The organism is Candidatus Albibeggiatoa sp. nov. BB20 (genome assembly GCA_016744725.1).
Taxonomy (GTDB): domain Bacteria; phylum Pseudomonadota; class Gammaproteobacteria; order Beggiatoales; family Beggiatoaceae; genus Albibeggiatoa.
The window spans coordinates 1-20,534 of record JADGDW010000023.1 but is presented as its reverse complement, the minus strand read 5'-3'; the positions used below and the strand labels follow the sequence as shown (position 1 = coordinate 20,534).

General features: G+C 37.0%; 21 protein-coding genes. 10 read left to right on the top strand and 11 right to left on the bottom strand.

The genetic code is table 11. The features are described 5' to 3' along the window. Nucleotides 1–99: 99 nt before the first annotated feature. A complete protein-coding gene (ald, locus tag ABXH34_RS04370) occupies nt 100–1,155 on the bottom strand; it encodes an alanine dehydrogenase (protein ID WP_353570647.1) in 1,056 nt (351 codons plus the stop codon). 97 nt (nt 1,156–1,252) lie between these two features. On the opposite strand from ald, the gene trxB reads away from it, so the two are divergent. After that, the gene (trxB, locus tag ABXH34_RS04365) at nt 1,253–2,209 is read left to right on the top strand and encodes a thioredoxin-disulfide reductase (protein WP_353570646.1); all 957 of its coding nucleotides are present in this window, start codon (nt 1,253–1,255) and stop codon (nt 2,207–2,209) included. A 68-nt stretch (nt 2,210–2,277) separates the two neighbouring features. Here trxB and ABXH34_RS04360 read toward each other — a convergent pair whose 3' ends face one another. Beyond that, on the bottom strand, nt 2,278–3,846 hold the full coding sequence (locus ABXH34_RS04360; protein WP_353570645.1) for a transglycosylase SLT domain-containing protein: 1,569 nt from the start codon (nt 3,844–3,846) through the stop codon (nt 2,278–2,280). Nucleotides 3,847–4,189: 343 nt separating this feature from the next. On the opposite strand from ABXH34_RS04360, the gene ABXH34_RS04355 reads away from it, so the two are divergent. From ABXH34_RS04355 to era, 5 genes are all read left to right on the top strand, one after another. Further along, nucleotides 4,190–5,467, top strand: a complete 1,278-nt coding sequence (locus tag ABXH34_RS04355; RefSeq protein WP_353570644.1) for a cation:dicarboxylate symporter family transporter — start codon at nt 4,190–4,192, stop codon at nt 5,465–5,467. Between the two features lie 413 nt (nt 5,468–5,880). Further along, nucleotides 5,881–6,345: a Crp/Fnr family transcriptional regulator gene (locus tag ABXH34_RS04350; RefSeq protein WP_353570643.1), complete on the top strand. Its 465-nt coding sequence runs from the start codon at nt 5,881–5,883 to the stop codon at nt 6,343–6,345. Then, a complete protein-coding gene (locus tag ABXH34_RS04345) occupies nt 6,335–6,511 on the top strand; it encodes a helix-turn-helix domain-containing protein (RefSeq protein ID WP_353570642.1) in 177 nt (58 codons plus the stop codon). Before ABXH34_RS04350 ends, ABXH34_RS04345 begins: the two co-directional genes overlap by 11 nt. A 58-nt stretch (nt 6,512–6,569) precedes the next feature. Next, nucleotides 6,570–6,854 carry a N(2)-fixation sustaining protein CowN gene (gene cowN, locus ABXH34_RS04340; protein ID WP_353570641.1) on the top strand — a complete coding sequence of 95 codons (285 nt, stop codon included), beginning with the start codon at nt 6,570–6,572 and terminating at the stop codon, nt 6,852–6,854. A 288-nt stretch (nt 6,855–7,142) separates the two neighbouring features. Continuing rightward, nucleotides 7,143–8,039, top strand: a complete 897-nt coding sequence (gene era / locus ABXH34_RS04335; RefSeq protein ID WP_353570640.1) for a GTPase Era — start codon at nt 7,143–7,145, stop codon at nt 8,037–8,039. Nucleotides 8,040–8,056: 17 nt separating this feature from the next. On the opposite strand, the gene hypA is transcribed toward era, so the two are convergent. The 6 genes from hypA to ABXH34_RS04305 form a co-directional block, all read right to left on the bottom strand. Then, nucleotides 8,057–8,404 carry a hydrogenase maturation nickel metallochaperone HypA gene (gene hypA / locus ABXH34_RS04330; protein ID WP_353570639.1) on the bottom strand — a complete coding sequence of 116 codons (348 nt, stop codon included), beginning with the start codon at nt 8,402–8,404 and terminating at the stop codon, nt 8,057–8,059. Further along, entirely contained in the window at nt 8,397–8,642 is a 246-nt protein-coding gene (locus ABXH34_RS04325) for a HypC/HybG/HupF family hydrogenase formation chaperone (protein ID WP_353570638.1), read from the bottom strand. The genes hypA and ABXH34_RS04325 overlap by 8 nt, the downstream gene beginning before the upstream one ends. 42 nt (nt 8,643–8,684) lie before the next feature. Next, nucleotides 8,685–9,836 carry a MalY/PatB family protein gene (locus ABXH34_RS04320; protein ID WP_353570637.1) on the bottom strand — a complete coding sequence of 384 codons (1,152 nt, stop codon included), beginning with the start codon at nt 9,834–9,836 and terminating at the stop codon, nt 8,685–8,687. A gap of 107 nt (nt 9,837–9,943) precedes the next feature. Then, a complete protein-coding gene (locus ABXH34_RS04315) occupies nt 9,944–11,035 on the bottom strand; it encodes a sulfotransferase (protein ID WP_353570636.1) in 1,092 nt (363 codons plus the stop codon). Between the two features lie 132 nt (nt 11,036–11,167). Continuing rightward, on the bottom strand, nt 11,168–11,296 hold the full coding sequence (locus ABXH34_RS04310) for a hypothetical protein (protein WP_353570635.1): 129 nt from the start codon (nt 11,294–11,296) through the stop codon (nt 11,168–11,170). Between the two features lie 367 nt (nt 11,297–11,663). Next, nucleotides 11,664–12,848, bottom strand: a complete 1,185-nt coding sequence (locus ABXH34_RS04305) for a DegT/DnrJ/EryC1/StrS family aminotransferase (protein ID WP_353570634.1) — start codon at nt 12,846–12,848, stop codon at nt 11,664–11,666. Between the two features lie 278 nt (nt 12,849–13,126). Here ABXH34_RS04305 and apbC point away from each other — a divergent pair, with 278 nt between their 5' ends. The 4 genes from apbC (at nt 13,127) to ABXH34_RS04285 (ending at nt 17,670) form a co-directional block, all read left to right on the top strand. Further along, nucleotides 13,127–14,215, top strand: a complete 1,089-nt coding sequence (gene apbC / locus ABXH34_RS04300) for an iron-sulfur cluster carrier protein ApbC (RefSeq protein ID WP_353570633.1) — start codon at nt 13,127–13,129, stop codon at nt 14,213–14,215. Nucleotides 14,216–14,349: 134 nt separating this feature from the next. Further along, nucleotides 14,350–15,249, top strand: a complete 900-nt coding sequence (locus tag ABXH34_RS04295) for an alpha/beta hydrolase (protein WP_353570632.1) — start codon at nt 14,350–14,352, stop codon at nt 15,247–15,249. 94 nt (nt 15,250–15,343) lie between these two features. After that, nucleotides 15,344–16,594 carry a tetratricopeptide repeat protein gene (locus ABXH34_RS04290; protein ID WP_353570631.1) on the top strand — a complete coding sequence of 417 codons (1,251 nt, stop codon included), beginning with the start codon at nt 15,344–15,346 and terminating at the stop codon, nt 16,592–16,594. Continuing rightward, the gene (locus ABXH34_RS04285; RefSeq protein ID WP_353570630.1) at nt 16,591–17,670 is read left to right on the top strand and encodes a glycosyltransferase family 9 protein; all 1,080 of its coding nucleotides are present in this window, start codon (nt 16,591–16,593) and stop codon (nt 17,668–17,670) included. The genes ABXH34_RS04290 and ABXH34_RS04285 overlap by 4 nt, the downstream gene beginning before the upstream one ends. A 36-nt stretch (nt 17,671–17,706) precedes the next feature. On the opposite strand, the gene ABXH34_RS04280 is transcribed toward ABXH34_RS04285, so the two are convergent. The 3 genes from ABXH34_RS04280 to ABXH34_RS04270 form a co-directional block, all read right to left on the bottom strand. Then, a complete protein-coding gene (locus ABXH34_RS04280; protein WP_353570629.1) occupies nt 17,707–18,447 on the bottom strand; it encodes a metallophosphoesterase in 741 nt (246 codons plus the stop codon). Nucleotides 18,448–18,773: 326 nt separating this feature from the next. Next, nucleotides 18,774–19,550: a retron system putative HNH endonuclease gene (locus ABXH34_RS04275; RefSeq protein ID WP_353570628.1), complete on the bottom strand. Its 777-nt coding sequence runs from the start codon at nt 19,548–19,550 to the stop codon at nt 18,774–18,776. After that, nucleotides 19,547–20,534: AAA family ATPase (locus ABXH34_RS04270; protein WP_353570627.1), on the bottom strand; the 988-nt coding region annotated here is incomplete at its 5' end. The genes ABXH34_RS04275 and ABXH34_RS04270, both read right to left, overlap by 4 nt.

Genomic DNA, 20,534 nt, shown 5'->3' with positions numbered 1-20,534 from the left:
TGACAATATTGTAGCGTGTTTGGAACAGCTTAAGTATTTTTGATGTGAAATTTTTAAGGAGTGCAAGTCAGATAAACTCGGGCTCACACTCCAATAAATTTAGACATTCAATGCAGGATGGATAATTTTTCCATTTTCCACGTTAATCCCTTGAACTAATACAGAATTATCGCGCCAACTTTCTTTTGCCAATTGATTCACATAAGGCAATAAAACTGCTGATAAAGCTTGCGATGCAGTACGTGGCACTGCACCTGGCATATTGGTTACTGCAAAATGGGTCACATCATGATAAGTATAAGTGGGGATCGCATAGGTCGTGGGTTTGGTCGTTTCAATGCAGCCACCTTGATCCACTGAAATGTCAATTACCGCACTACCCGCTTGCATAGTTTCAATCATGGCCTTATCTACCACATGTGGCGCACGCTGTCCAACTACTAGCACAGCCCCGATAAGTAAATCCGTTTGTGGCAATACTTCTTTAATCGATTCTTGATAGGCATACAATGCGGTAATATTATTAGCCTGACTTTGCATCAATTGTAGGCGTTCCCATTGGGTATCAAATACGGTCACATTTGCGCCCATTGCCGAAGCCATCAACGCCGCTTGACTGCCTGCCATACCTGCACCAATCACAACCACATTGCCCCGAACACCTGCCCCCAAGCCTCCCATTAAAACCCCTTGACCACCTTGAGGCTGCATTAATAAAGTGGCTCCAACTTGAGTGGCTAAACGCCCTGCAATCATACTCATTGGTTTTAATAAAGGCAGCTCAGCATTTTGCTCAATGGTTTCAAATCCAATTGCCGTTAATCCAATATCTAACAGAGCTTGCATCAATTCAGGTTCAGCCGCCAAATGCAAAAAGCAAAACAACAAATGATCTGAGCGGAAAAATTCCCATTCAGACCCTAGTGGCTCTTTTACTTTTAAAATCAATTGAGCAGCTTCATAAACGGCACGGGCTGAAGGTAAAACTTGTACCCCAACTGCTTGATAATCCTGATTGTGATACCCACTAAGAATACCAGCATCTGTTTCAATAAAGACATCATGTCCATTTGCGACTAAATCAGCACAAGCAGCAGGAATCAGTGCGACACGACCCTCAAGGGTTTTTATTTCGCGAGGAATACCAATATGCATGACGATCTCCTTTATCGAATACAGACCATAAACGTACTATACTACATATCTTTTGGTTTTGATTTAATTTTCAATAATTCCATTCGGGGTTGTAATAATGAGTGATGCAAAACATTGTCGGTTATTAATTCTAGGTTCAGGGCCTGCTGGTTATTCGGCTGCGGTTTACGCGGCGCGTGCAAATTTAAATCCTGTCATCATTACGGGAATGCAACAAGGTGGTCAGTTAACGACAACCACAGATGTTGATAATTGGCCAGGCGCAAATGAAGGTATTCAAGGGCCTGATTTGATGGAAAATATGCGTAAACACGCTGAACGTTTCAAAACCGAAATGATTTTTGATCAGATTACTAAAGTCGATTTACAAACCAAGCCCTACATTTTATATGGTGATGGTAAAAAACAATATACTTGTGATGCGTTGATTCTTGCCACAGGTGCATCTGCCATGTATTTAGGTATCGAATCTGAGGAAACATTTAAAGGCAAAGGCGTGTCCGCTTGTGCCACTTGTGATGGTTTCTTCTATCGTAATCAAAAAGTAGCGGTGATCGGTGGTGGTAATACCGCTGTGGAAGAAGCTTTATATTTATCTAATATTGCCTCGCATGTCACTTTGGTGCATCGTCGTGATGCGTTACGCTCTGAAAAGATTTTGCAAGATCAATTATTTGAGAAGCAGAAAGAAGGCAAAGTTACCATCTTGTGGAATAACGTATTGGATGAAGTGTTAGGCGATAACACAGGTGTCACAGGAATCCGAGTGAAAAACGTCCAAGATAACAGCACACAAGATATTGATTTAATGGGTGTGTTCGTGGCGATTGGGCATAAACCAAACACAGGCATTTTTGAAGGCCAGTTAGAAATGAATAACGGCTATATCAAAGTAAAATCAGGTTCTGAAGGTAATGCAACGGCAACTAGCGTGGAAGGTGTATTTGCGGCAGGTGATGTATGCGATCACATTTATCGTCAAGCGGTGACTTCAGCGGGTACAGGATGTATGGCGGCGTTGGATGCTGAGAAGTATTTGGATAATTTGGGGTAAATTTATTTAGATAAGTTAAAAGCCTTGGAAATGCACTCGTCACCAAGGCTTTTATCTGTTGTTAGAAATTAACTGTCTTGCCAAATGGTCAATTTTTGGCCTAAACGCAAAGTCTGACGTTTAGAGATTTTATTCCAGCGAGTTAATTTACTCACTGTGACGCGATATTGACGCGCAATTTCCCACAAACTATCACCAGAACGTACCGTATGTACTCGCTTGTTAGCATTTTTAGCCGTTTTATTGCTAACCCGTTTTCCCTGTTTCTTGCCAACTTTTAATTCTAACTTGGCTAATTCAGGATTAGGCATTAAATCCTTCAGCGTGACTTTTTTCAGCTTACGTTTAAACTTAGCCACTTTATTAATAGGCAATGCCAATTGATAAGGGCCATTAGGACCTGTGGCACGACGGCGATAACCTGGATTTAAACGCTTGAACTCATGAGCTGAAAGCCCTGCAAATTTAGCAGCCACTGACAAATCAATTTGCTGATCAATTTCCACTGTTTGTAAATAAGGTGTGTTTGGAATGTAATTCACATTGACACCATACTTTTTAGGTTCAACAACCACGCGTGCTACTGCTAAAATTTTCGGTACAAATGCTTTTGTTTCATTTGGTAAATCTAATGACCAGAAATCAGTCGGCTTGCCTGCACGTTTATTACGTCTAATCGCTTTGCGCATATTGCCTTCACCACAGTTATATGCACCAATTGCAAGCAACCAATCGCCATCAAAGAATTTATGCAAATACTTCAAATAGCCAAGTGCTGCATCCGTCGATGTCATAATGTCACGGCGCTCGTCATACCAAACGTTTTGCTTTAAACCAAAATGCTTTGCTGTCCCTGGGGTAAATTGCCAAATCCCTGCTGCACGCATGTGAGAATAAGCACTAGGCTCATAGGCACTTTCAATCGCTGGCAACAATGCCAATTCTAAAGGCAAACCGCGTTTTTCAATTTCTTTAACGATATGGTATAGATAAGGCTTGGCTTGTTTGGAAATTTTAGGAAAATAATAAGGAGATTTTGTATAGCGTTTAATAGCTGCTTCAATACGTGGATGGGAAACATGAGTCAATGAATAACCATCATGGATACGAGCCCACAAATTTTTGCTCTTGCCCTTATGACGCTTACGTTTGGTGCTGCTGCGTACATTTACTTTAACTTTAACAGGTTTATTGCGTTCAGCTTTTGCTTTCTCTGCTTTAGCCAGTTGAATCGCTTTTTTCTTAGCCGCTTTTTCCGCTTCTTTTTTAGCAATATTCTTTTCAATTTCTGCCGCAGAAGGGAAATGATAGGTGGTTAATACATCACGGAATATTAAAGGCGTTTGTGCTTCTAATTTATACGGGAATAGCCAAGCATCACCACTGATAGCCACGGCCTGAGATTCCGCTTTTGAGAATTTTTCGGGTTGTGGAGCAAGTTGTTTATGAACTTGAGAATCTTCTTTAACTTCTTCAATGATTGTTGATTTCTCAGTTTCGATGGCCTGTTGAAAACTAAAACTTGATTGAGCCGCAAAACTTGTCACCATTTCAGGCGTAAACTTAGGAGCTAATGTGTTACAGCCCGCTAAGCATAGTGAACAAAAAATAAAAGTGAGTGCATTTTTAATATTCATAACCTGTGAATAATAAGTAATTTTTCTAAAAAAATCAAGTGATAAGCGTTAAAACAATAGATAAACGGTAGTAAATCGTGGTAAAAAAGCAACAATGTGCACAATTGCTCAAGCTTAATTACTTGCTTTGAAAAAACTTTTGCACTAATTATGGCTTATTCCATATTGTGTGTTACAGCAAAGATAATATGTGAAAGTTTGAATTACATTGTTTTACAAAAATATGTTAGTATTTTGCCGCTGAAAAATCAGAGTTAATGAACAATGTAGTTTAATAATAATTCAGCTAATTATCTTATTCTTGGCGGGCTATCACTAAAATATTTATCTTAAGGAAACGTTCATGCAGCAAACTTTAGACAATTTTCTTACTTTGGTTGAGCGACATTTGCCTTGGCTTTCAATTGTGTTTTTATTTATAGGTGTATTCTGGGCGGATCAATCTAGCGATTTTGCTTATTATATCAGTGGGCTAATGGAAGGCTTTATCGATAGCTACAGTTATATTGCCCCCGTTGCTATTTATCTAATTTTAACCCCAACCTTAATTAAATTATTTTCGTCTGAATCAGGTAATAAAGGTTTTGCTGGGTATACGATTCGCTGGTTCGCCATTGCACGTTTATTGGCTTGTTTATATGCAGTTGGATTTACCGCGCTGATTTTTGGATTACCGCTTTATTCCAGCAATGCCAGTTTTATGCAAGCTTTTACAGAGTCGATGCAATCTTTAATTTGGATGTTAACCCATAGTGTTTATTTTCATGCAGTTTATGCGGCACTGGCAACGGTACTGATTGCATTACAAATTAAACCTCTAGCAAGAACATTATCACATGGGGTTGATTTAGTGGAATATTTAGGACGTTTTATTGTGCCTATCATTCCATTTATGATGTTGGGTATTGGGGCGTATGTCACGATTTTACCAGAAGTCATCACCAAGGAAGTGGGAGCAGAGATTGCTGCTAAGCAGTTTGGTATCGTCACTATTTTATGGATTGATTTTGATATTACTTCGTCATTAGGCATGATTTTGATTTATGTTTTAGGGGCTTTGATGACAGGGGTTGCTTGTGGTTTTTGGCACGCAGGCTTATTGGCATTGACTAAAAAACACATGCCTTCGTTTTCAATTCGTCAGTATTTTTCAGAGTATTGGATTAAAGTTTATCCTTTGTTATGGGCGACATCTTCTGAAGCATTAGCAACGCCTTTGAATTTATATATGGTGAAAAAATTCTGCCCTGATATTCGTGATGAAGTACGGCAATTTGTTGTCGGTACAGGCTCCTTTTTGAATATTAACGGTACGATTATTAACGTATTTTTGATGACGGGCTTGGTTGCGCAAATTATCGGTGTCGAAATTTCAGTATTGCAATTATTATTGAGTATTCCGATTGTGTTTTTAATTGCGTATGGTATTCCGGGTATTCCGGGTGAGTTAGTGATTTTTGGGGGACCTATGATGTTGTGTATGGGTATTGAACCTGAACTAGCTCCTATATTCTTAAGTCTGTATGTGGGCTTGCAAATTGGTTTACCTGATTCATTTCGTACCGCATCCAACTCAACCGATGAGTGTTTGTGCGCCATCATTTTAGATAAAAAATATTAACTCACATTCCACAAAATGTTGATGATGAAAACATTAGTGTAAGGTAAATTATCCATGATCGAGTTGCCTCAGAAGCTAACTGGGGTTGCTCGATCCTGTTTTGATTCTTTTAATAACCAATACTTCGGACAGTTTTTGAAAATTTCCATTGTCTGAAATTGTAACCATTTGAAAAACAAATATTTTTATTTTGACTGGGAGTTTGAAATATATTAAAAAAACAAGTAGTTATAAAAAGTGTCTGAACCATTGAATAACCCAAGTTAAGTAAAATATAATAGAATTATTGTAATTTTTAAATTAATCAGTTATTTGCGTAAGGTGAGTTAATTAGAATTGACTATAACCGTATAGGTTGGCAAGGCTTAAATAGCTGGTTACACTAATATTATATTCAATTGCTTGGAGTCACTATGCAGCATAATAGCAATGCTTGGTTAGCAGAATTAAGTGAAGGGCAAACACAAAGTTATATCGCTGGTGAGATTATTTCATATCCAGATAAAACAGCTAATCGTTTCTTTATTGTACAAACAGGGCAAGCAAGAATTTTTTTATGGGCTGATAATAAAGAATTGACTATTGGCTACTTACGGGAAAACAGCTTATATGTTACTCACACTCGTGCTTGGATTAAGGCAATGAGTGAAACTCAAATCACAAGCTGGCCATTAAGCCAATTGAAAAAATTAATGACAATGAGACCCGAATTTGCTATTGAAGCCATGCAAGAAATTGGAATGATGTTACATAATACGATTGATATTATTGAAGATTTAGCATTTCGTTCCGTTGAATCACGTTTTGCTCGTTATTTGTTAACAGAATACCATCAACAAAAATCAACAAAAATCAACAACCATAGAATTGATCGGTAATACCGAAATATTAGCCAGTTTATTAGGCACATCACGTCAAACTTTATCAACCTTAATGAATCGAATGATTAAAGATAAAATACTAAAACGTGTCAACCGCCAATATTTAATCTTGCTTGATATTCCATATTTAGAGGCCTTAATGGTTGGTGTGTCAGCTAGCTGACAGAATTTTCAAAATCTAATAGATATACTTCTGAATATGTTTCATCAGGAGAAGAGCAATGAGTACAGCCACTGCAGATCGCTATGTCAGTTTTGAAGGTATCCATTGTGATGCCAATGCCAATCAACTCATCGAAATGTTAGAAAACCATATATCTCAAAACAATGGCGATGAACAATGGCAAATTTATTTTAAACAAAAACGTGCTCAACAAATGAAAATGCAGCATGATAATTTGTATTTTATAGGTAGTCAAATGAATAACTTACAGGCTTATTTTGAGACATGTAAAAATGATGAGGCACTGGGTTTATTATGGCAAGTTGAGCAAGAATGTTGTTAAGTGTGCACTTGTATCAAGCTGGATAACAAAATATTACGCCCGCTTTTTTACAGATATTTAAACAAGCTAGGCGATATTTACCTCAACCCAATTGTATTTAATAATGTGGTTTTTAGCCTTCTGTAATACACTTTGCGTCACTTGAGTTAGTCATTGCAAATCATCTCATCAACCTTGTTTCCATTGCCTGTCCATTCATTTATTTGCTTTCTCATGCTACGCAACAGCGTCTTATCTGAAATAGTATATAATGAGCTGAATAACAAGCATCAATTGGAAAACCTGTTTATGAATACACGCTGTGGTTATGTCGCAATTATTGGCCGCCCGAATGTGGGAAAATCAACCTTACTCAATCACTTGTTGGGGCAAAAGCTCAGTATTACCTCGCGCAAACCACAAACCACTCGTCATCGTCTTTTAGGTATTAAAACTGAAGGTGACAATCAAATTATTTACGTGGACACACCAGGTTTACATCAAGATCGTCATACGGCTATGAACCGTTACTTAAATCGCACGGCATCATCAAGTATTGAAGACGTGGACGTGGTGGTATGGTTGCTTGAGGCGATGCAATGGACAGAACAAGACAAACAAGTTTTAAAATTATTAGGCCATATCCGCAAACCTGTGATTTTAGCAATCAATAAAATTGACAAGCTGCAATCCAAATCTAAATTATTGCCTTTTTTACAAGAAGTGTCGGCACATTATGAATTTTCGGATATTTTCCCCGTTTCAGCTTTAAGAAACGATAATTTGCAGGAATTAGAGCAGAAAATTATCGAATTGTTACCGTCTAATATCCATATCTTTGGCGAAGATGAGATCACTGATCGTAGTGAGCGGTTTTTAGTGGCTGAAATTGTACGAGAGAAATTAGTACGTACTTTGGGGGCTGAATTGCCTTATCGTTTAACAGTGCAAACCGAGTATTTTAAGCAAGAAGATGATGGCCTGTTGCACATCAGCAGTGTGGTATGGGTGGAAAAACCTTCGCAAAAAGGCATTATTATCGGTAAGCAAGGCCAGAAATTAAAAGCGGTTGGTGAGGCTGCACGTAAGGATATTAATGAATTACTCGGACGCAAAACCTTTTTACAACTGTGGGTTAAAGTCAAAGAAAACTGGAGTAATAGTGAGGAAGCTTTGCAACAACTTGGTTATAAAGATGAATTATAGGTTCTAGCATTTTTTTGTTATATTCCTTCTAATTCAACACTGGCAAGCAGTAGCTCTTCACCACTAATCAATTGGGTTTGCCAGTCACCACATTCAGCACATAATAAACGATTAGCGCTGGCTTCAGTTTCTGCACCACATTGACGACAACGCACCTTTATCGGCAAGGTTTCGGTGATTAATTCAGCTTGTTCCGCAATTGTACCCGCGCGGGCAATCGTGAATGCTTGCGCTAATAATTCAGGCTCAACTCCGCTAAGCACACCCACGTGCACCGTGACACTGGTGACTTTAGTTGCTTGGTGTTGTGTAGCCACAGCCCCAACTTGGTTCATCAATGCTTGGCAGATAGACAACTCATGCACGATTGAGAGCCTCGTCTTCTATGCTTAAAATTTCGTCCAACAACTCCCATGTCGAGGTGGCATCTTGCTCAGTCATTTTTTGAATCGCATAACCCACATGCACCATCACATAATCACCACTGGCTAAATCTTCATGTTGGAGCATAAATAAACTGACATCCCTTTCAACGCCTTTTGCCGTGCAACGCGCATTAAACCCATCAATTTCAGCAATCTGCATTGGAATACCTAAACACATGAAAATACCCTCTATCTCATCCTCATCACTTTAAATAATAACTCAATTTTGCACTGCTTGATACATTCGGTCTAAACTTTCAGTTAAAACTTGGCGCGAACAACCAAAGTTTAAACGCATAAAGCCTTCGCCAGTTTGTCCAAAGGTTTTGCCATCACTTAACGCTAATTTTGCTTGATTTAAGAAGAAATGATGGGGATGATCCAAAGCCAGCTCACGACAATCTAACCATAATAAATAAGTGGCTGTCGGATTGGTGGTTTTAATCTGTGGTAGTTTTTGCTGAATATAATTCACCGCAAAGTCACGATTTTCACGCAAATAAATGATTAAATCTTGCAGCCAATCATCACAATATTTGTAAGCGGCCAATGATGCAATCACACTCAAGGTGTTGGCATACGACACAATGCCCGACATAGCTTGTTTATATAAACGTTTCAATTGTGGATTTTGGATAATGGCAAAACTGTAGCCCAAACCTGCAATATTATAAGTTTTACTCGGTGCGAAAAGGCTGATTGTTTGCTGAGCAATTTCAGGGGACAAACTCGCAAAAGGCTGATGTTCTCCTTCTAAAATCAAATCACAATGAATTTCATCAGAACAAATTACGGTGTTATTTTGTAAACAGATGTCTGCCATTTGTGTGAGTTCGGATTCTGAAAAGCCTCGACCGATTGGATTGTGTGGATGGCATAAAATGAATAAATGGGTTTTATCTTGTATTTTTTTCTTGAAATCATCAAAATCAATAGAATAATCTAAAAATCCATTGCTTGTTTGTAAAACCAGTTCCGCAATATTTAATCGACGTTGTTGATTAGTAGGTGCACTCAGAAATGGCGGATAAACAGGGGTTTGGACTAACACCGCGTCACCTTGTTCACCAATTGCTCGGCACGCGACATTGAAACCACTGACCAATCCCGGTAATGAAATCACTTCATCAGGATGTACTGTCCATTGATAAAGACGTTGCATTCGTTCACAGATGAGCTCAATCAGCTCTTGATTATCATGTCCGTAACCATAATGTCCTTCGCTGACCCGAGCTTGTAAGGCATCAATAATGGGCTGTGGTGATTGGAAATCCATGTCTGCAATCCACATTGGCAGCACATCAGCTTCATAATGATTCCATTTAATACTATCGGTATTACGGCGTTCAACAGCTTGGTCAAAATTACTCATGAATATTGCTCTAAGTTCATTGTTCTTGCATTAGCTCAAGTGATTGATATACAGTTATTTTTATAGATTTATTGTTATATCTATATTTTTCAAAATCAGGTTTTAGATTATTTTTTCTCAAATAAGGATTGAATATGTTCTTGAGTTGGGTTACAGCTGTGAGGAATTGATAATACTTGATCTATTTGAGATGAAGAATATTCTGCACCAATGAATTCAAATAACGCTTGTACTTTATCACCGTTAGCAACAACATCTTCATAACAAATTTGAAAACAATTAGCATGAGTTTCAGCATATTGATTAAACAGGTGCTCTATTTGAGTCATTTTATGCTTAATTTCTTCAGGAGACTGGTTTTTCCACCAGCCACTTTTCATTACATCATCAATCTGACGTGTGTTAAAGATAAAAGCCACATTAGGGAAGACCTTATTTAAAAAATCAAGATATTCCAGCAAATTCTCAGCTATATCAATATATCTAATTTCTTTAAATCCATAACATTCAATATTAGAATCTGCGATTTTATCTGCTAATAACAAGTCATGTAGCATACTTTGAATATGGTTTAAAAATAATGACTCATCAGGTAGATTAGCACCATACCATGGGTGATTTGATGCAGCTACAGCTTTATTCTCGTATTTTTGTTCTTGTTTGTTTTGGAGAATGGTTTTATAACTCTGAAACAAATGAAATATTAAATTATTATTTTCACCTCGAATCAAGACACCATCAACCGAATTTAAAACACCTTGTAATAAAGTTGAACCCGTGCGGCCATAGGTGATAATCAGTAGAGATGAATAATTTAGATTGTGCTTTTGGGTTTTGGTTCTTTGCTCAACAGTATGGCCTAATTCACGCAGGGCTTTAGCCTTATAGGCTAGCCAATTTGCAACCCATAATTTTTTGTCGGGAAAATGTTGAATACAAAAATTCCAATATTTTAAAGCCAACTCCCAATTTTTAAGGTTTTGAGCAATAAGTCCTAACCCTGAATAACCTTCATAGGTATTTGGAAAATGTTGGATAAGCGTGCTAAAAGCAGTTTCAGCTTCGGTATATCTATCTAAACACAGTAGCACTTCAGCTCTATTGATTAACCAATCCATTTGTTTTTCTGAAGGAAAGCGTGACAGGCATTCATCCCAATGGCCAAGTGAAACTTTCCACAATTGACTTTTTTGAGCCACTTTAGCCAAACCTTGATAACCAAAAAATTGTTCTGGATAATTAGTTTTTAGTATCTCAAAACAGGCCTTTGCTTCATTTAATCGGTTTTGTTCTAAAAATAAACTGCCTAAATCATTGTAAACCCAAGCAGGCTATGTATTATCAAGATTAACCGCTTGAATATAGCACTTAAGTGCTTTTTGTTTATGACCCGCTTGTAAATAGGTTTTGGCTTGGTTTGATAATTTTTGAGATTCTAAAGATTGGAGGCTTATTTTCATATTATATACTTAGAGAAAGTAAATTATTTTTGTTTGACATCAGATTTAACACTATAAAATTAGTAGCTTAACTTACTAACAGCATACAAAAAATCTAAGTTTATCAAAGTCTAAATCCTTGGTTTTAGAAATAAATCTGTTGATTTAAAATACGCGAACAAACTTAAACAATAGATTGGAATAGGCTCTTTTTAATTTCTTAAATTGTTCTTGTAGAGTCATGTTGCTATAGCCAATTTCGTTCTGGGCATTAGGACTGGTAGTCCTACCATCATCTTAGAATAAAACGACTATGCAGTTGTCAGAGATTTCTATTACTAAAAAATGATTCTGTTCTTGACTCTACGCTGATTTGATTTTTATCCAACTACGGATTATTTTTTACAGTGAAATGATGACAAATTGTTTTCACCACAGTAATGACCTTATTCACATCATCCTCATTCATGCTTGGATAAATTGGCAAGCTTACTGCCCGTTGATAAGCATCCAAAGCAATAGGAAAATCTTGAGGCTGAAACTGGTAACGCTGTTGCCAATATGGCTGAAGATGCAATGGAATGAAATGCACACTTGCACCGACACCATGCTGCGCCAATTGCTCAATAAATTCATTACGATTAATAGATAATTTTTCTAAATCTAATTGCAAAACATATAAATGCCAAGCGTGTTGGCTGTCACAAGGATATTGTCGTTCGGGCGTTTTAAGTGGCAAACCGATCAGCCCGTGTGAATATTGGCGTGCAATGGCTTCTCGTTGTTGAGCAAATAGCTCCATTTTGGCAAATTGATGAATCCCAATCGCGGCCATGATGTCACTCATATTGTATTTGAAACCTGGAGCGACAATTTCATAATACCAACTTGGCTGTGATGATTGACTGCGGTCAAAAACATCACGGTTAATGCCATGTAAGCGCATGGTGTTAATGCGTTGTGCATATTCTGGGTTAGATGTCACAATCATCCCGCCTTCACCCGTAGCAACAGGTTTGGTGACGTAAAAGCTATAAACGGTAATATCACCTAACGTACCCACTTTACGATTTTTATAAGTGCTGGGCAGTGCATGGGCTGCATCTTCAATCACTTTTAATCCATATTGCTGGGCTAAATCTAAAATCACATCCATATCACAGGCCTGACCTGCAAAATGTACGGGTATAATCGCTTTGATATTGGGTTCAGCTTTTAAAACCGCTTCTAGCTGATTCACATCTATATTAAATGTGTGTCTGTCAATATCAACGAAAACAGGGTCAGCCCCTAAATAGCGCATCACTTCCGCCGTTGCAGTAAACGTATAGGGTGTAGTAATAATTTTATCACCCGCTTGAATGCCTATTGCTTCAAGAGCTAAATGCAATCCAGCCGTACATGAGTTAACTGCCAACGCATAAGGGACTTGAAAATAATCAACAAAGGCTTGCTCAAATTGCTTAGTTTTGGGCCCAGAGGTTAACCAACCTGAACGCAATGTATCTACAACTTCGTTAATTTCTTCTTCACCAATACAAGGCTTTGCAAACGGTAAAAAATCATCACTCACGAAAACCACTCCAACAAGCAGAATAAACCTCTATTGTACAATGTCGTCATCAAAAAAGGCGTATTATCTTAATTGAATTATTCATTATTATCATAATATGTCCGAAATAGTATGACACCAGAAAATGAATGATCGGCTTGTACTTCAACCTAAAGTCAGTTTATGAATAGAGTTTGTCATGTTCTAAACATATTTAAGTATATTGAATTTTACTTATTTATCCCAAATTAGTTAGCTTTAGTGAAACCCCATCACCATTAACCACTGGAGGATATTGCATGGCTGATAAGCAACAAATAGAAACGGCTCTAAAAGCTTACACAGACCCTTATTTAGGTAAAGATTTAGTTACAGCCAATGCGGTAAAAGAGATTAAAATCGAAGGCAGCCAAGTCTCTATTGAGGTGAAGTTTGGCTATCCAACTGCAGGTTATAATCAGACTTTAGCGGATGAACTCAGCAAATGTGTTAAAACCGTTGATGGTATTGAAACCGTTAATGTGAGTATTATTAATAAAGTTATCTCTCATTCGGTACAACAAGGTGTAAAGCCGATTGAAGGTGTGAAAAATATTATTGCAGTGGCATCTGGTAAAGGCGGTGTTGGTAAGTCAACCACAGCGGTTAACTTGGCATTGGCTCTACAAGCTGAAGGCGCAAATGTTGGTTTATTGGATGCAGATATTTACGGACCTAGCCAGCCTAGAATGTTGGGTGTGAATGAAAAACCGCAACCTGCTGCAGACGGTACACATTTAAATCCTGTCATGGGACATGGTTTGCAATCAATGTCTATCGGTTACATGATCGAAGAAGAAACCCCGATGATTTGGCGTGGGCCTATGGTGACACAGGCTTTAGAGCAATTGTTACGCGATACATTATGGAGTAATTTAGATTATTTAGTGATTGATTTACCACCCGGTACAGGTGACACCCAACTCACTTTGGCACAAAAAATTCCTGTTAGTGGCGCGGTTATTGTAACGACCCCTCAAGATATTGCATTATTAGATGCACGTAAAGGTCTGAAAATGTTTGAAAAAGTCAACGTGCCTGTATTAGGTGTGGTTGAAAACATGAGCATCCATATTTGTAGTAACTGTGGTCATGAAGAACATATTTTTGGTGAAGGTGGCGGCCTGAAAATGGCAGAAGAAAGTGGTGTCAGTTTGCTGGGATCATTGCCATTAGATACCCAGATTCGTAAAAATGCGGATAGTGGAAACCCATCGGTCATTGCTGATCCTGATAGCCGTATTGGTGAAATATATCGTGAAATTGCACGTGGCGTGGGTGCAAAATTATCTTTACAATCGAAGAATTACGCAGCCAAATTCCCTACAATTAAAATCGAAAATAAATAATCATGATTTGGAGAGTTGCTGGCTTTGGTTGGCAGCTCTTTTCCCACCACATTTTTCAACGCAAACAACTTGCAATCCATACAAAAATACGACAGACTTTCAGCCTAATATTATTCACTAGAAACCCTCTACTCATGCTGATGTTACCTCGATTATTAACCTATCTGAGCATAGGTAGTGGAACAAGCTATTTAATCTTTTGTCTTGTTGTGTTTCTTGGGCAACGTCAGTTTATTTATAGTCCAACACCCTTGTTCAATTTATCTCCTAAACATCCTTTATTTAATATGCCTTATAAAGATGTGAATATCTCTGTAAAAAATACAGCGGATTATCTGCATTGTTGGCATATTCCTGCCCCCAATCCAAATACCCATCAGCATATTATTTTGCCTGAAGAACCTGCTAATATTTTAAAACAACCTAAAACCATTTTATATTTTACGGGAGCAGGGTATAACAAAGGCAGTTATTTAAACCGTATGAAAGGATTTCGCCAACTGGGCTTTTCTATTTTCACCTGTGACTATCGAGGTTATGGTAAAAGTAAAGGTCGTTATCCTAAAGAACAGCAGTTCTATGATGATGCAAAATTAGCATGGAACTATCTTACTAAAACTAAAGGTATTGACCCCAAAGATATTATTATTTATGGTGAATCACTGGGCGGCGCAGTGAGCATTCATCTTGCAACCCAAGAACCAGAAGTTGGTGGCGTGATTATTCAGAGTTCATTCACTTCAATGGCTGACACGATTAGGCAAATAGGCTGGATGAATTATGTACCTGTTAACTTAATGTTGACCGAAAAATTCAATTCTTTGAAAAAAGTCAAACATATTCAAGCCCCTATTTTATTTTTACATGGTACAGCAGATGAGTTAGTGCCACATTATATGAGCGAACAACTGTATAAAGCCGCTAAACAACCGAAACAGCTATTTTTTATACCTGAAGGAGGTCATGCCCGTTTATATAGTCCGGGGCGAAATTCCTATCTTAAAGCCATCCAACGCTTTATACATAGTTTGTGATACATGATTTTGGAAACATGCAAGCCTTTTGGGATTTGATTTGACTTTTAGCATTTTTAAGCCATAGAATCTATTTCTTTTGCAGCGGGTAAATATGCCAACTAAACAACAAATTGAGCATGCTTTTCAGGTTTTTATTCAAAAATATCAATCAGGTCAGATAGAGCAAGCAAAACAAGCTGGTTTGCAGTTATTCAGTGTATTGCCAAACCATCCAACCATTTTGCGCATTTTGGGCATTATTGCTATTTTGCAAGAGCAGTATGTACACAGCTTTGAGTTGCTCAATAAGGCTTATTCAATTAATCCCAATGATTGTGATTTATGCGCTAATCTTGGCCACGCCCATCGAGCACTTAATCAATTTGATAAAGCGATTTTCTATTATGAGAAAGCTACCAAACTATGCCCTGAGAACACAGAACATCATCAAAAATTAACATTAACTCAGCAAGAAGTAGCCATATCAAAAATAAATATCCCAATCCAACGGAAGGCACTTAAGGTCATAAATAAACCTGATAGATTTAAATTACAACAAAAACAGAATAATAAGCCGATTAATATTATTTACTTTCATGTAGATTCTAAAAAAACACCTGCATTTGGCAAAAAAACTGATTATAAAAGTATTATTTACAATAGTGCCCATGTTGCTCGACATTTCATGCCACAAGGTAAAATATTTTTATATACAGATGAAGCAACAATTTTTGATGAAAGCCGCATGTCTGCAATTGATGAGCTGGTGCGCTGTGATGTCAATTCAGAGCATCCTATGTATGAAAGAATGCGCTTACGTCATGAATATCTGAAATCAGACCAATTCAATGCAGACACGGTTTTTATAGATGCTGATATTATTTTTAATCAAGATATTAGCACCATTTTCAACGATGATTTTGATATTGGAGTCACCTTTAGGTTATATCCTATTATGCCTTATAACGAAGGGGTTATTTTCGCTAAGCAAGGCATGGGTGCACGTCGTTTTCATGATAAATTGCTCGATTGTTTTTACCAACTTGAACAAGAAGCCGCAGTTAAGAGCTATTATCCTAAAGGTATTCGGGCATGGCGTGGTGGTCAATTATCACTAGGAATATTAATCAATCCTCAAATTGTTGATATACTAGAACTTGAACATGCACAGCTTCAGCTCGATGAGATTAAAGTTTCGTTATTACCTTCTGAACAATACAATTTCACACCGATTAAAGGTATTGAATACACGCCTCAACAACTAAAGCAAAAATCTATCATGCACTTTAAAGGTGATACTAAAACCAATAATAATAACGTCAAATCCTATATTGAACATGTGCTAGGTATCAACTGGATATGAAATTCCCTGCCAATAAAATTGTTGTCATTTCTATGCGCCAAATCGGTGATGTATTGTTGGTTACACCTTTGCTTAATAGCTTGCGCCAAGCCTATCCCGATGCTGAAATCGATGTCATTGTATTTGAAAATAAAGGTGGCATGTTAGATGGCAATCCAGATATAAATCACTTATTAGAAATTCCAGAAAAACCAAATTTTCAACAACATAAACAATTTGTACAAAGTATTTTCCGTCGTTATGATTTAGCTATTAGTACCCAGACGGGCGATAAACCCAGTTTATATGCTTGGCTAGCGGCTTCGCGTCGAGTGAATGTTGTACCTGAGTATCGTTTACAAGAAGGTTGGAAATATTGGATTGCCCAGTATTGGACTATATTTGATGATAAAAATCAGCATACCGTGTTACAAAATTTACAATTAGTAGATTTGTTAGAAATTCCAAGAAGCTATAAGGTTGTGCCGCCTCAAGCCCAAGATGATATATTGCAACAAGTGCTTGATTTTAATTTGGAAAAAACGGATTATGCGGTGCTACATTTAGTACCACGATGGAAATATAAATATTGGACAATTTCAGGTTGGCAAGCATTAATTCATGAGCTAGGGCAATTAGGCTTAAAAGTGATTATCACAGGCAGTGATGGCTCTGAAGAACTGGATTATATTCAGCAAGTATTAGCGGATAAACCACAACATGTCATTAATCTAGCAGGAAAATTGGTATTTAAGCATATTACGACGTTATTGAAATATGGAAAAGTTTATGTAGGCCCTGATACTGCTGTGACTCATCTTGCTGCGGCAACTTCAATTCCCACTATTGCCTTATTTGGCCCTACCAATCCTGTCAAATGGGCACCTTTCCCATCTAATTATGATTCTCAAGATACTCCATTTCAAGCAACGGGCTCACAACAAGTGAATAATATTTATTTACTACAAGGTCAAGCAGATTGTATTCCTTGTCATCAAGAAGGCTGTGAACGACATCGTATGAGCGAAAGCCGCTGTTTAACCGAGTTGCCTAGTGAAAAAGTGATTGCCGCCGTTCGTTATTTTTTGGTTGAATAGTCCAAGTAGAGCTTGCTCACCTTTAGAGATAAGGCTTTACACCATCACGCCTGCATATTCAACAAAAGTGTTGAGTTGCTTGCCATCCCATTCAATAATGCGCCAACCGGGGTGATAATTCGCAGTAGCAAAATGTTGTGTACGGGTTGCAATTTGCATCATGCTGGAAGGAGTGATATGAATCGCTTTTTGGTCTTTGTAGATGGTACGTGCCGTGTGGTAATGTCCGCAAAAAATATGTTCAATATGATGTAGTTGAATCAATTGAGGCCAAACCTCGTCCTGGTTTTGTAATGGGTATTTAGCATCCATATAAGTACAATTGCAGAAAATAGGCGGATGGTGCATAAATAATAAACTGGGTATTTGAGGTTGTTGTTTTAACCAATCTAATTGGATTTGTGACAATACATAACTGGCGGTATCTAAAAATAATAAGGGAAACCCTTTCACTTCTCTTCTAAAATATAGCATCCCATCGTAAATACTATTTTCATCTATATCAAAGACTTGTTGCATATTATTTATATCATCATGATTACCTGCCATTACAATGTAGGGTATATCCAAACGACTTAATTGTTTTGCCACCCATTGATAAGATTCTATTTCACCATAATGTGCCGCCAAATCACCTGAAATGACTAATAAATCTATGTCTGCATAAGTTGTTATTTGTTCTAAAGCTCTAATAAATTTACCTTTGACATCAATATCATAATAGGGTTTTTCTGGCGTATCAATGTGAATGTCGGTGAGCTGGACAATGCGTAACATGCTTTATATCCTGTTATTTATTTTATGATTTTGACAATTTTTATAACTAATGTCCATTGACGTGCAAATAATTCGCCGACTTTGTGGTCAAGAAACAACATTATTAAAATAAAAAAAGCGGCACTCAGATCAAGTCCAAGTACCGCTTATTATCAACTTCAAAAGGAAATTAGAAACGAGTTACTTTACAGGAATTTAGTTTGTTACTACGCTGAGAGGCTGTAAAAGAAGTGAAGAAAGCAGCCTCAGAATTTGATAACGAGCTAAAAATTTATGGTGTCAATAGATTATAGAGCCACTTCACAACATGTTGTTAGAAGTTTTGGTTAAATAAAGTCATTTTGAGCATCATTGCTCTTAATCAATTCAATTGCTTTTCGAATCGGTTCGCCATGTTTACTTTTATAAATGAAGTAACGTACAAATCCTGCGTAACTTTCTTGATCTTGTGCAAGTAATCGTAAATTATCGACAGCATTTCTAATTCTTAGCAAACGTTTTTCTTTTGCAAAGTCTTTTTTTAATTCAAAATATTCACTTAAACTTTCTGATAGTCTTTCTTTATTATCCAGTAGTTGGCAATATATCTCAGCAGTTTGTCTAACTAAAACAACTCTGTTTAAATCACAGGCTGTGATTGTTTGTTGGCTTTTTTGTTTATCAGGGCTATCAGGTATTGGTTCTAGCATTAAATCACGGTAAATAAAGAAATCTTCAGGATTGTCTTTTGCTGGATTGACAATAAGGTTTTGCTTTGTATCAAAATTGCCTTTGCTTTGGTTACAACTTGGACAGGCTAAAAATAGATTTTCCCAGTCAAATGTACCTTGAGGATAAAGTGATTTAGGATAGAAATGTTCAATATGGGATGAGGCAACATGACTGATTTTAGATTCACAATAGACACATTTATCATAAGAAAATGCTTGAATATCCTGTTTTATTTCTTCATGCCGATAGTGTTGAATTGCATTATTCTTCTCATTATTGGGAATGTTGGCATAACTACCATGTTCATCTATCAAATCGACTAATGTTTGTGTCCATTGTTGCTTATTCTGTTTGAGAATATCAGGTTCAGGTGTTCTTGTGATTTTTATCATGGCTGAGTCAACAAAAGGTTGCTTTTCTTCAATTGATAGACTTTTAAAATAGAATCATTTGGGTGTAGACAATGTTCTAATTCATCTAAGTATTTATCATACGATTCTAAATCATTATCATCATAAGCTTTGTTTAGGTTTTCTAAGCTTGTTTGTACATCTGCCTGAAATAAGTTACTCATATTCATGACATCTTGCAGAATAAAATCGAGTTGCCAACCTTGATATGATTGTGCATCTGGCTTTAATTCTACCGTGCCATTATGCTGAGGAATACGGATAATTTCATTAGCTTCTGCGGAGGCAATAACATGCGGTGAATGGGTTGTGACAATAAATTGCAATTTTGGGAATAAATCTTTTAAAGTACGAATAATGGTCATTTGCCATTTAGGATGTAAATGAGCGTCTATTTCATCAATTAAAACTGTACCTTGTACATTCTCCAATAAAGCATTTTCGTCTTCATATATACCTTCACACCAATCAACAATAGAAAAGATAATGACTAAAAAAGACTTAAACCCACTAGAAAGCTCATCTAAATAACATTCTTTACCATTTAATTTAAAAACAGGTTCAAAATCACGTTTGACATATAAAAACTCTAACTCAGTATCTTTTGGTGCTAGTTTAGGTAATGATTTTACAACTTGATTCCAATTTTCCCTTTCAATTTTTGCCCAATCTTTTTCGACAATAAAATATCGATTCGTTATCCATTGTTTTATATCAGTTGTAATATTTCCATCTACAGCATTAACAAGTTTTTGTCTTTCCTGCAAAATGCGAGCATCACCAATATTTTCACGAGTAAGACCTTGAAGCTGTTTATAGTCAAATAATCTATTTACCCCAATTGCTTTTATTTGATTTGGTAAAGCTCGTGAATTTAAAGTTGTTTTCTGAGTAGTTGAATCAATTTGGAAAGCAGCATTTATCGATAGCTTAGGAGCTGTTCGATAAAGGGAACTAGTATTGGAC

What these genes read in the sequence shown, in the direction of transcription:
- ald (WP_353570647.1), bottom strand. Translation starts at nt 1,155, where the DNA reads ATGCATATTGGTATTCCTCGCGAAATAAAAACCCTTGAGGGTCGTGTC.
- trxB (WP_353570646.1), top strand. Translation starts at nt 1,253, where the DNA reads ATGAGTGATGCAAAACATTGTCGGTTATTAATTCTAGGTTCAGGGCCT.
- ABXH34_RS04360 (WP_353570645.1), bottom strand. Translation starts at nt 3,846, where the DNA reads ATGAATATTAAAAATGCACTCACTTTTATTTTTTGTTCACTATGCTTA.
- ABXH34_RS04355 (WP_353570644.1), top strand. Translation starts at nt 4,190, where the DNA reads ATGCAGCAAACTTTAGACAATTTTCTTACTTTGGTTGAGCGACATTTG.
- ABXH34_RS04350 (WP_353570643.1), top strand. Translation starts at nt 5,881, where the DNA reads ATGCAGCATAATAGCAATGCTTGGTTAGCAGAATTAAGTGAAGGGCAA.
- cowN (WP_353570641.1), top strand. Translation starts at nt 6,570, where the DNA reads ATGAGTACAGCCACTGCAGATCGCTATGTCAGTTTTGAAGGTATCCAT.
- era (WP_353570640.1), top strand. Translation starts at nt 7,143, where the DNA reads ATGAATACACGCTGTGGTTATGTCGCAATTATTGGCCGCCCGAATGTG.
- ABXH34_RS04325 (WP_353570638.1), bottom strand. Translation starts at nt 8,642, where the DNA reads ATGTGTTTAGGTATTCCAATGCAGATTGCTGAAATTGATGGGTTTAAT.
- ABXH34_RS04320 (WP_353570637.1), bottom strand. Translation starts at nt 9,836, where the DNA reads ATGAGTAATTTTGACCAAGCTGTTGAACGCCGTAATACCGATAGTATT.
- ABXH34_RS04310 (WP_353570635.1), bottom strand. Translation starts at nt 11,296, where the DNA reads ATGAAAATAAGCCTCCAATCTTTAGAATCTCAAAAATTATCAAACCAA.
- apbC (WP_353570633.1), top strand. Translation starts at nt 13,127, where the DNA reads ATGGCTGATAAGCAACAAATAGAAACGGCTCTAAAAGCTTACACAGAC.
- ABXH34_RS04295 (WP_353570632.1), top strand. Translation starts at nt 14,350, where the DNA reads ATGCTGATGTTACCTCGATTATTAACCTATCTGAGCATAGGTAGTGGA.
- ABXH34_RS04290 (WP_353570631.1), top strand. Translation starts at nt 15,344, where the DNA reads ATGCCAACTAAACAACAAATTGAGCATGCTTTTCAGGTTTTTATTCAA.
- ABXH34_RS04285 (WP_353570630.1), top strand. Translation starts at nt 16,591, where the DNA reads ATGAAATTCCCTGCCAATAAAATTGTTGTCATTTCTATGCGCCAAATC.
- ABXH34_RS04280 (WP_353570629.1), bottom strand. Translation starts at nt 18,447, where the DNA reads ATGTTACGCATTGTCCAGCTCACCGACATTCACATTGATACGCCAGAA.
- ABXH34_RS04275 (WP_353570628.1), bottom strand. Translation starts at nt 19,550, where the DNA reads ATGATAAAAATCACAAGAACACCTGAACCTGATATTCTCAAACAGAAT.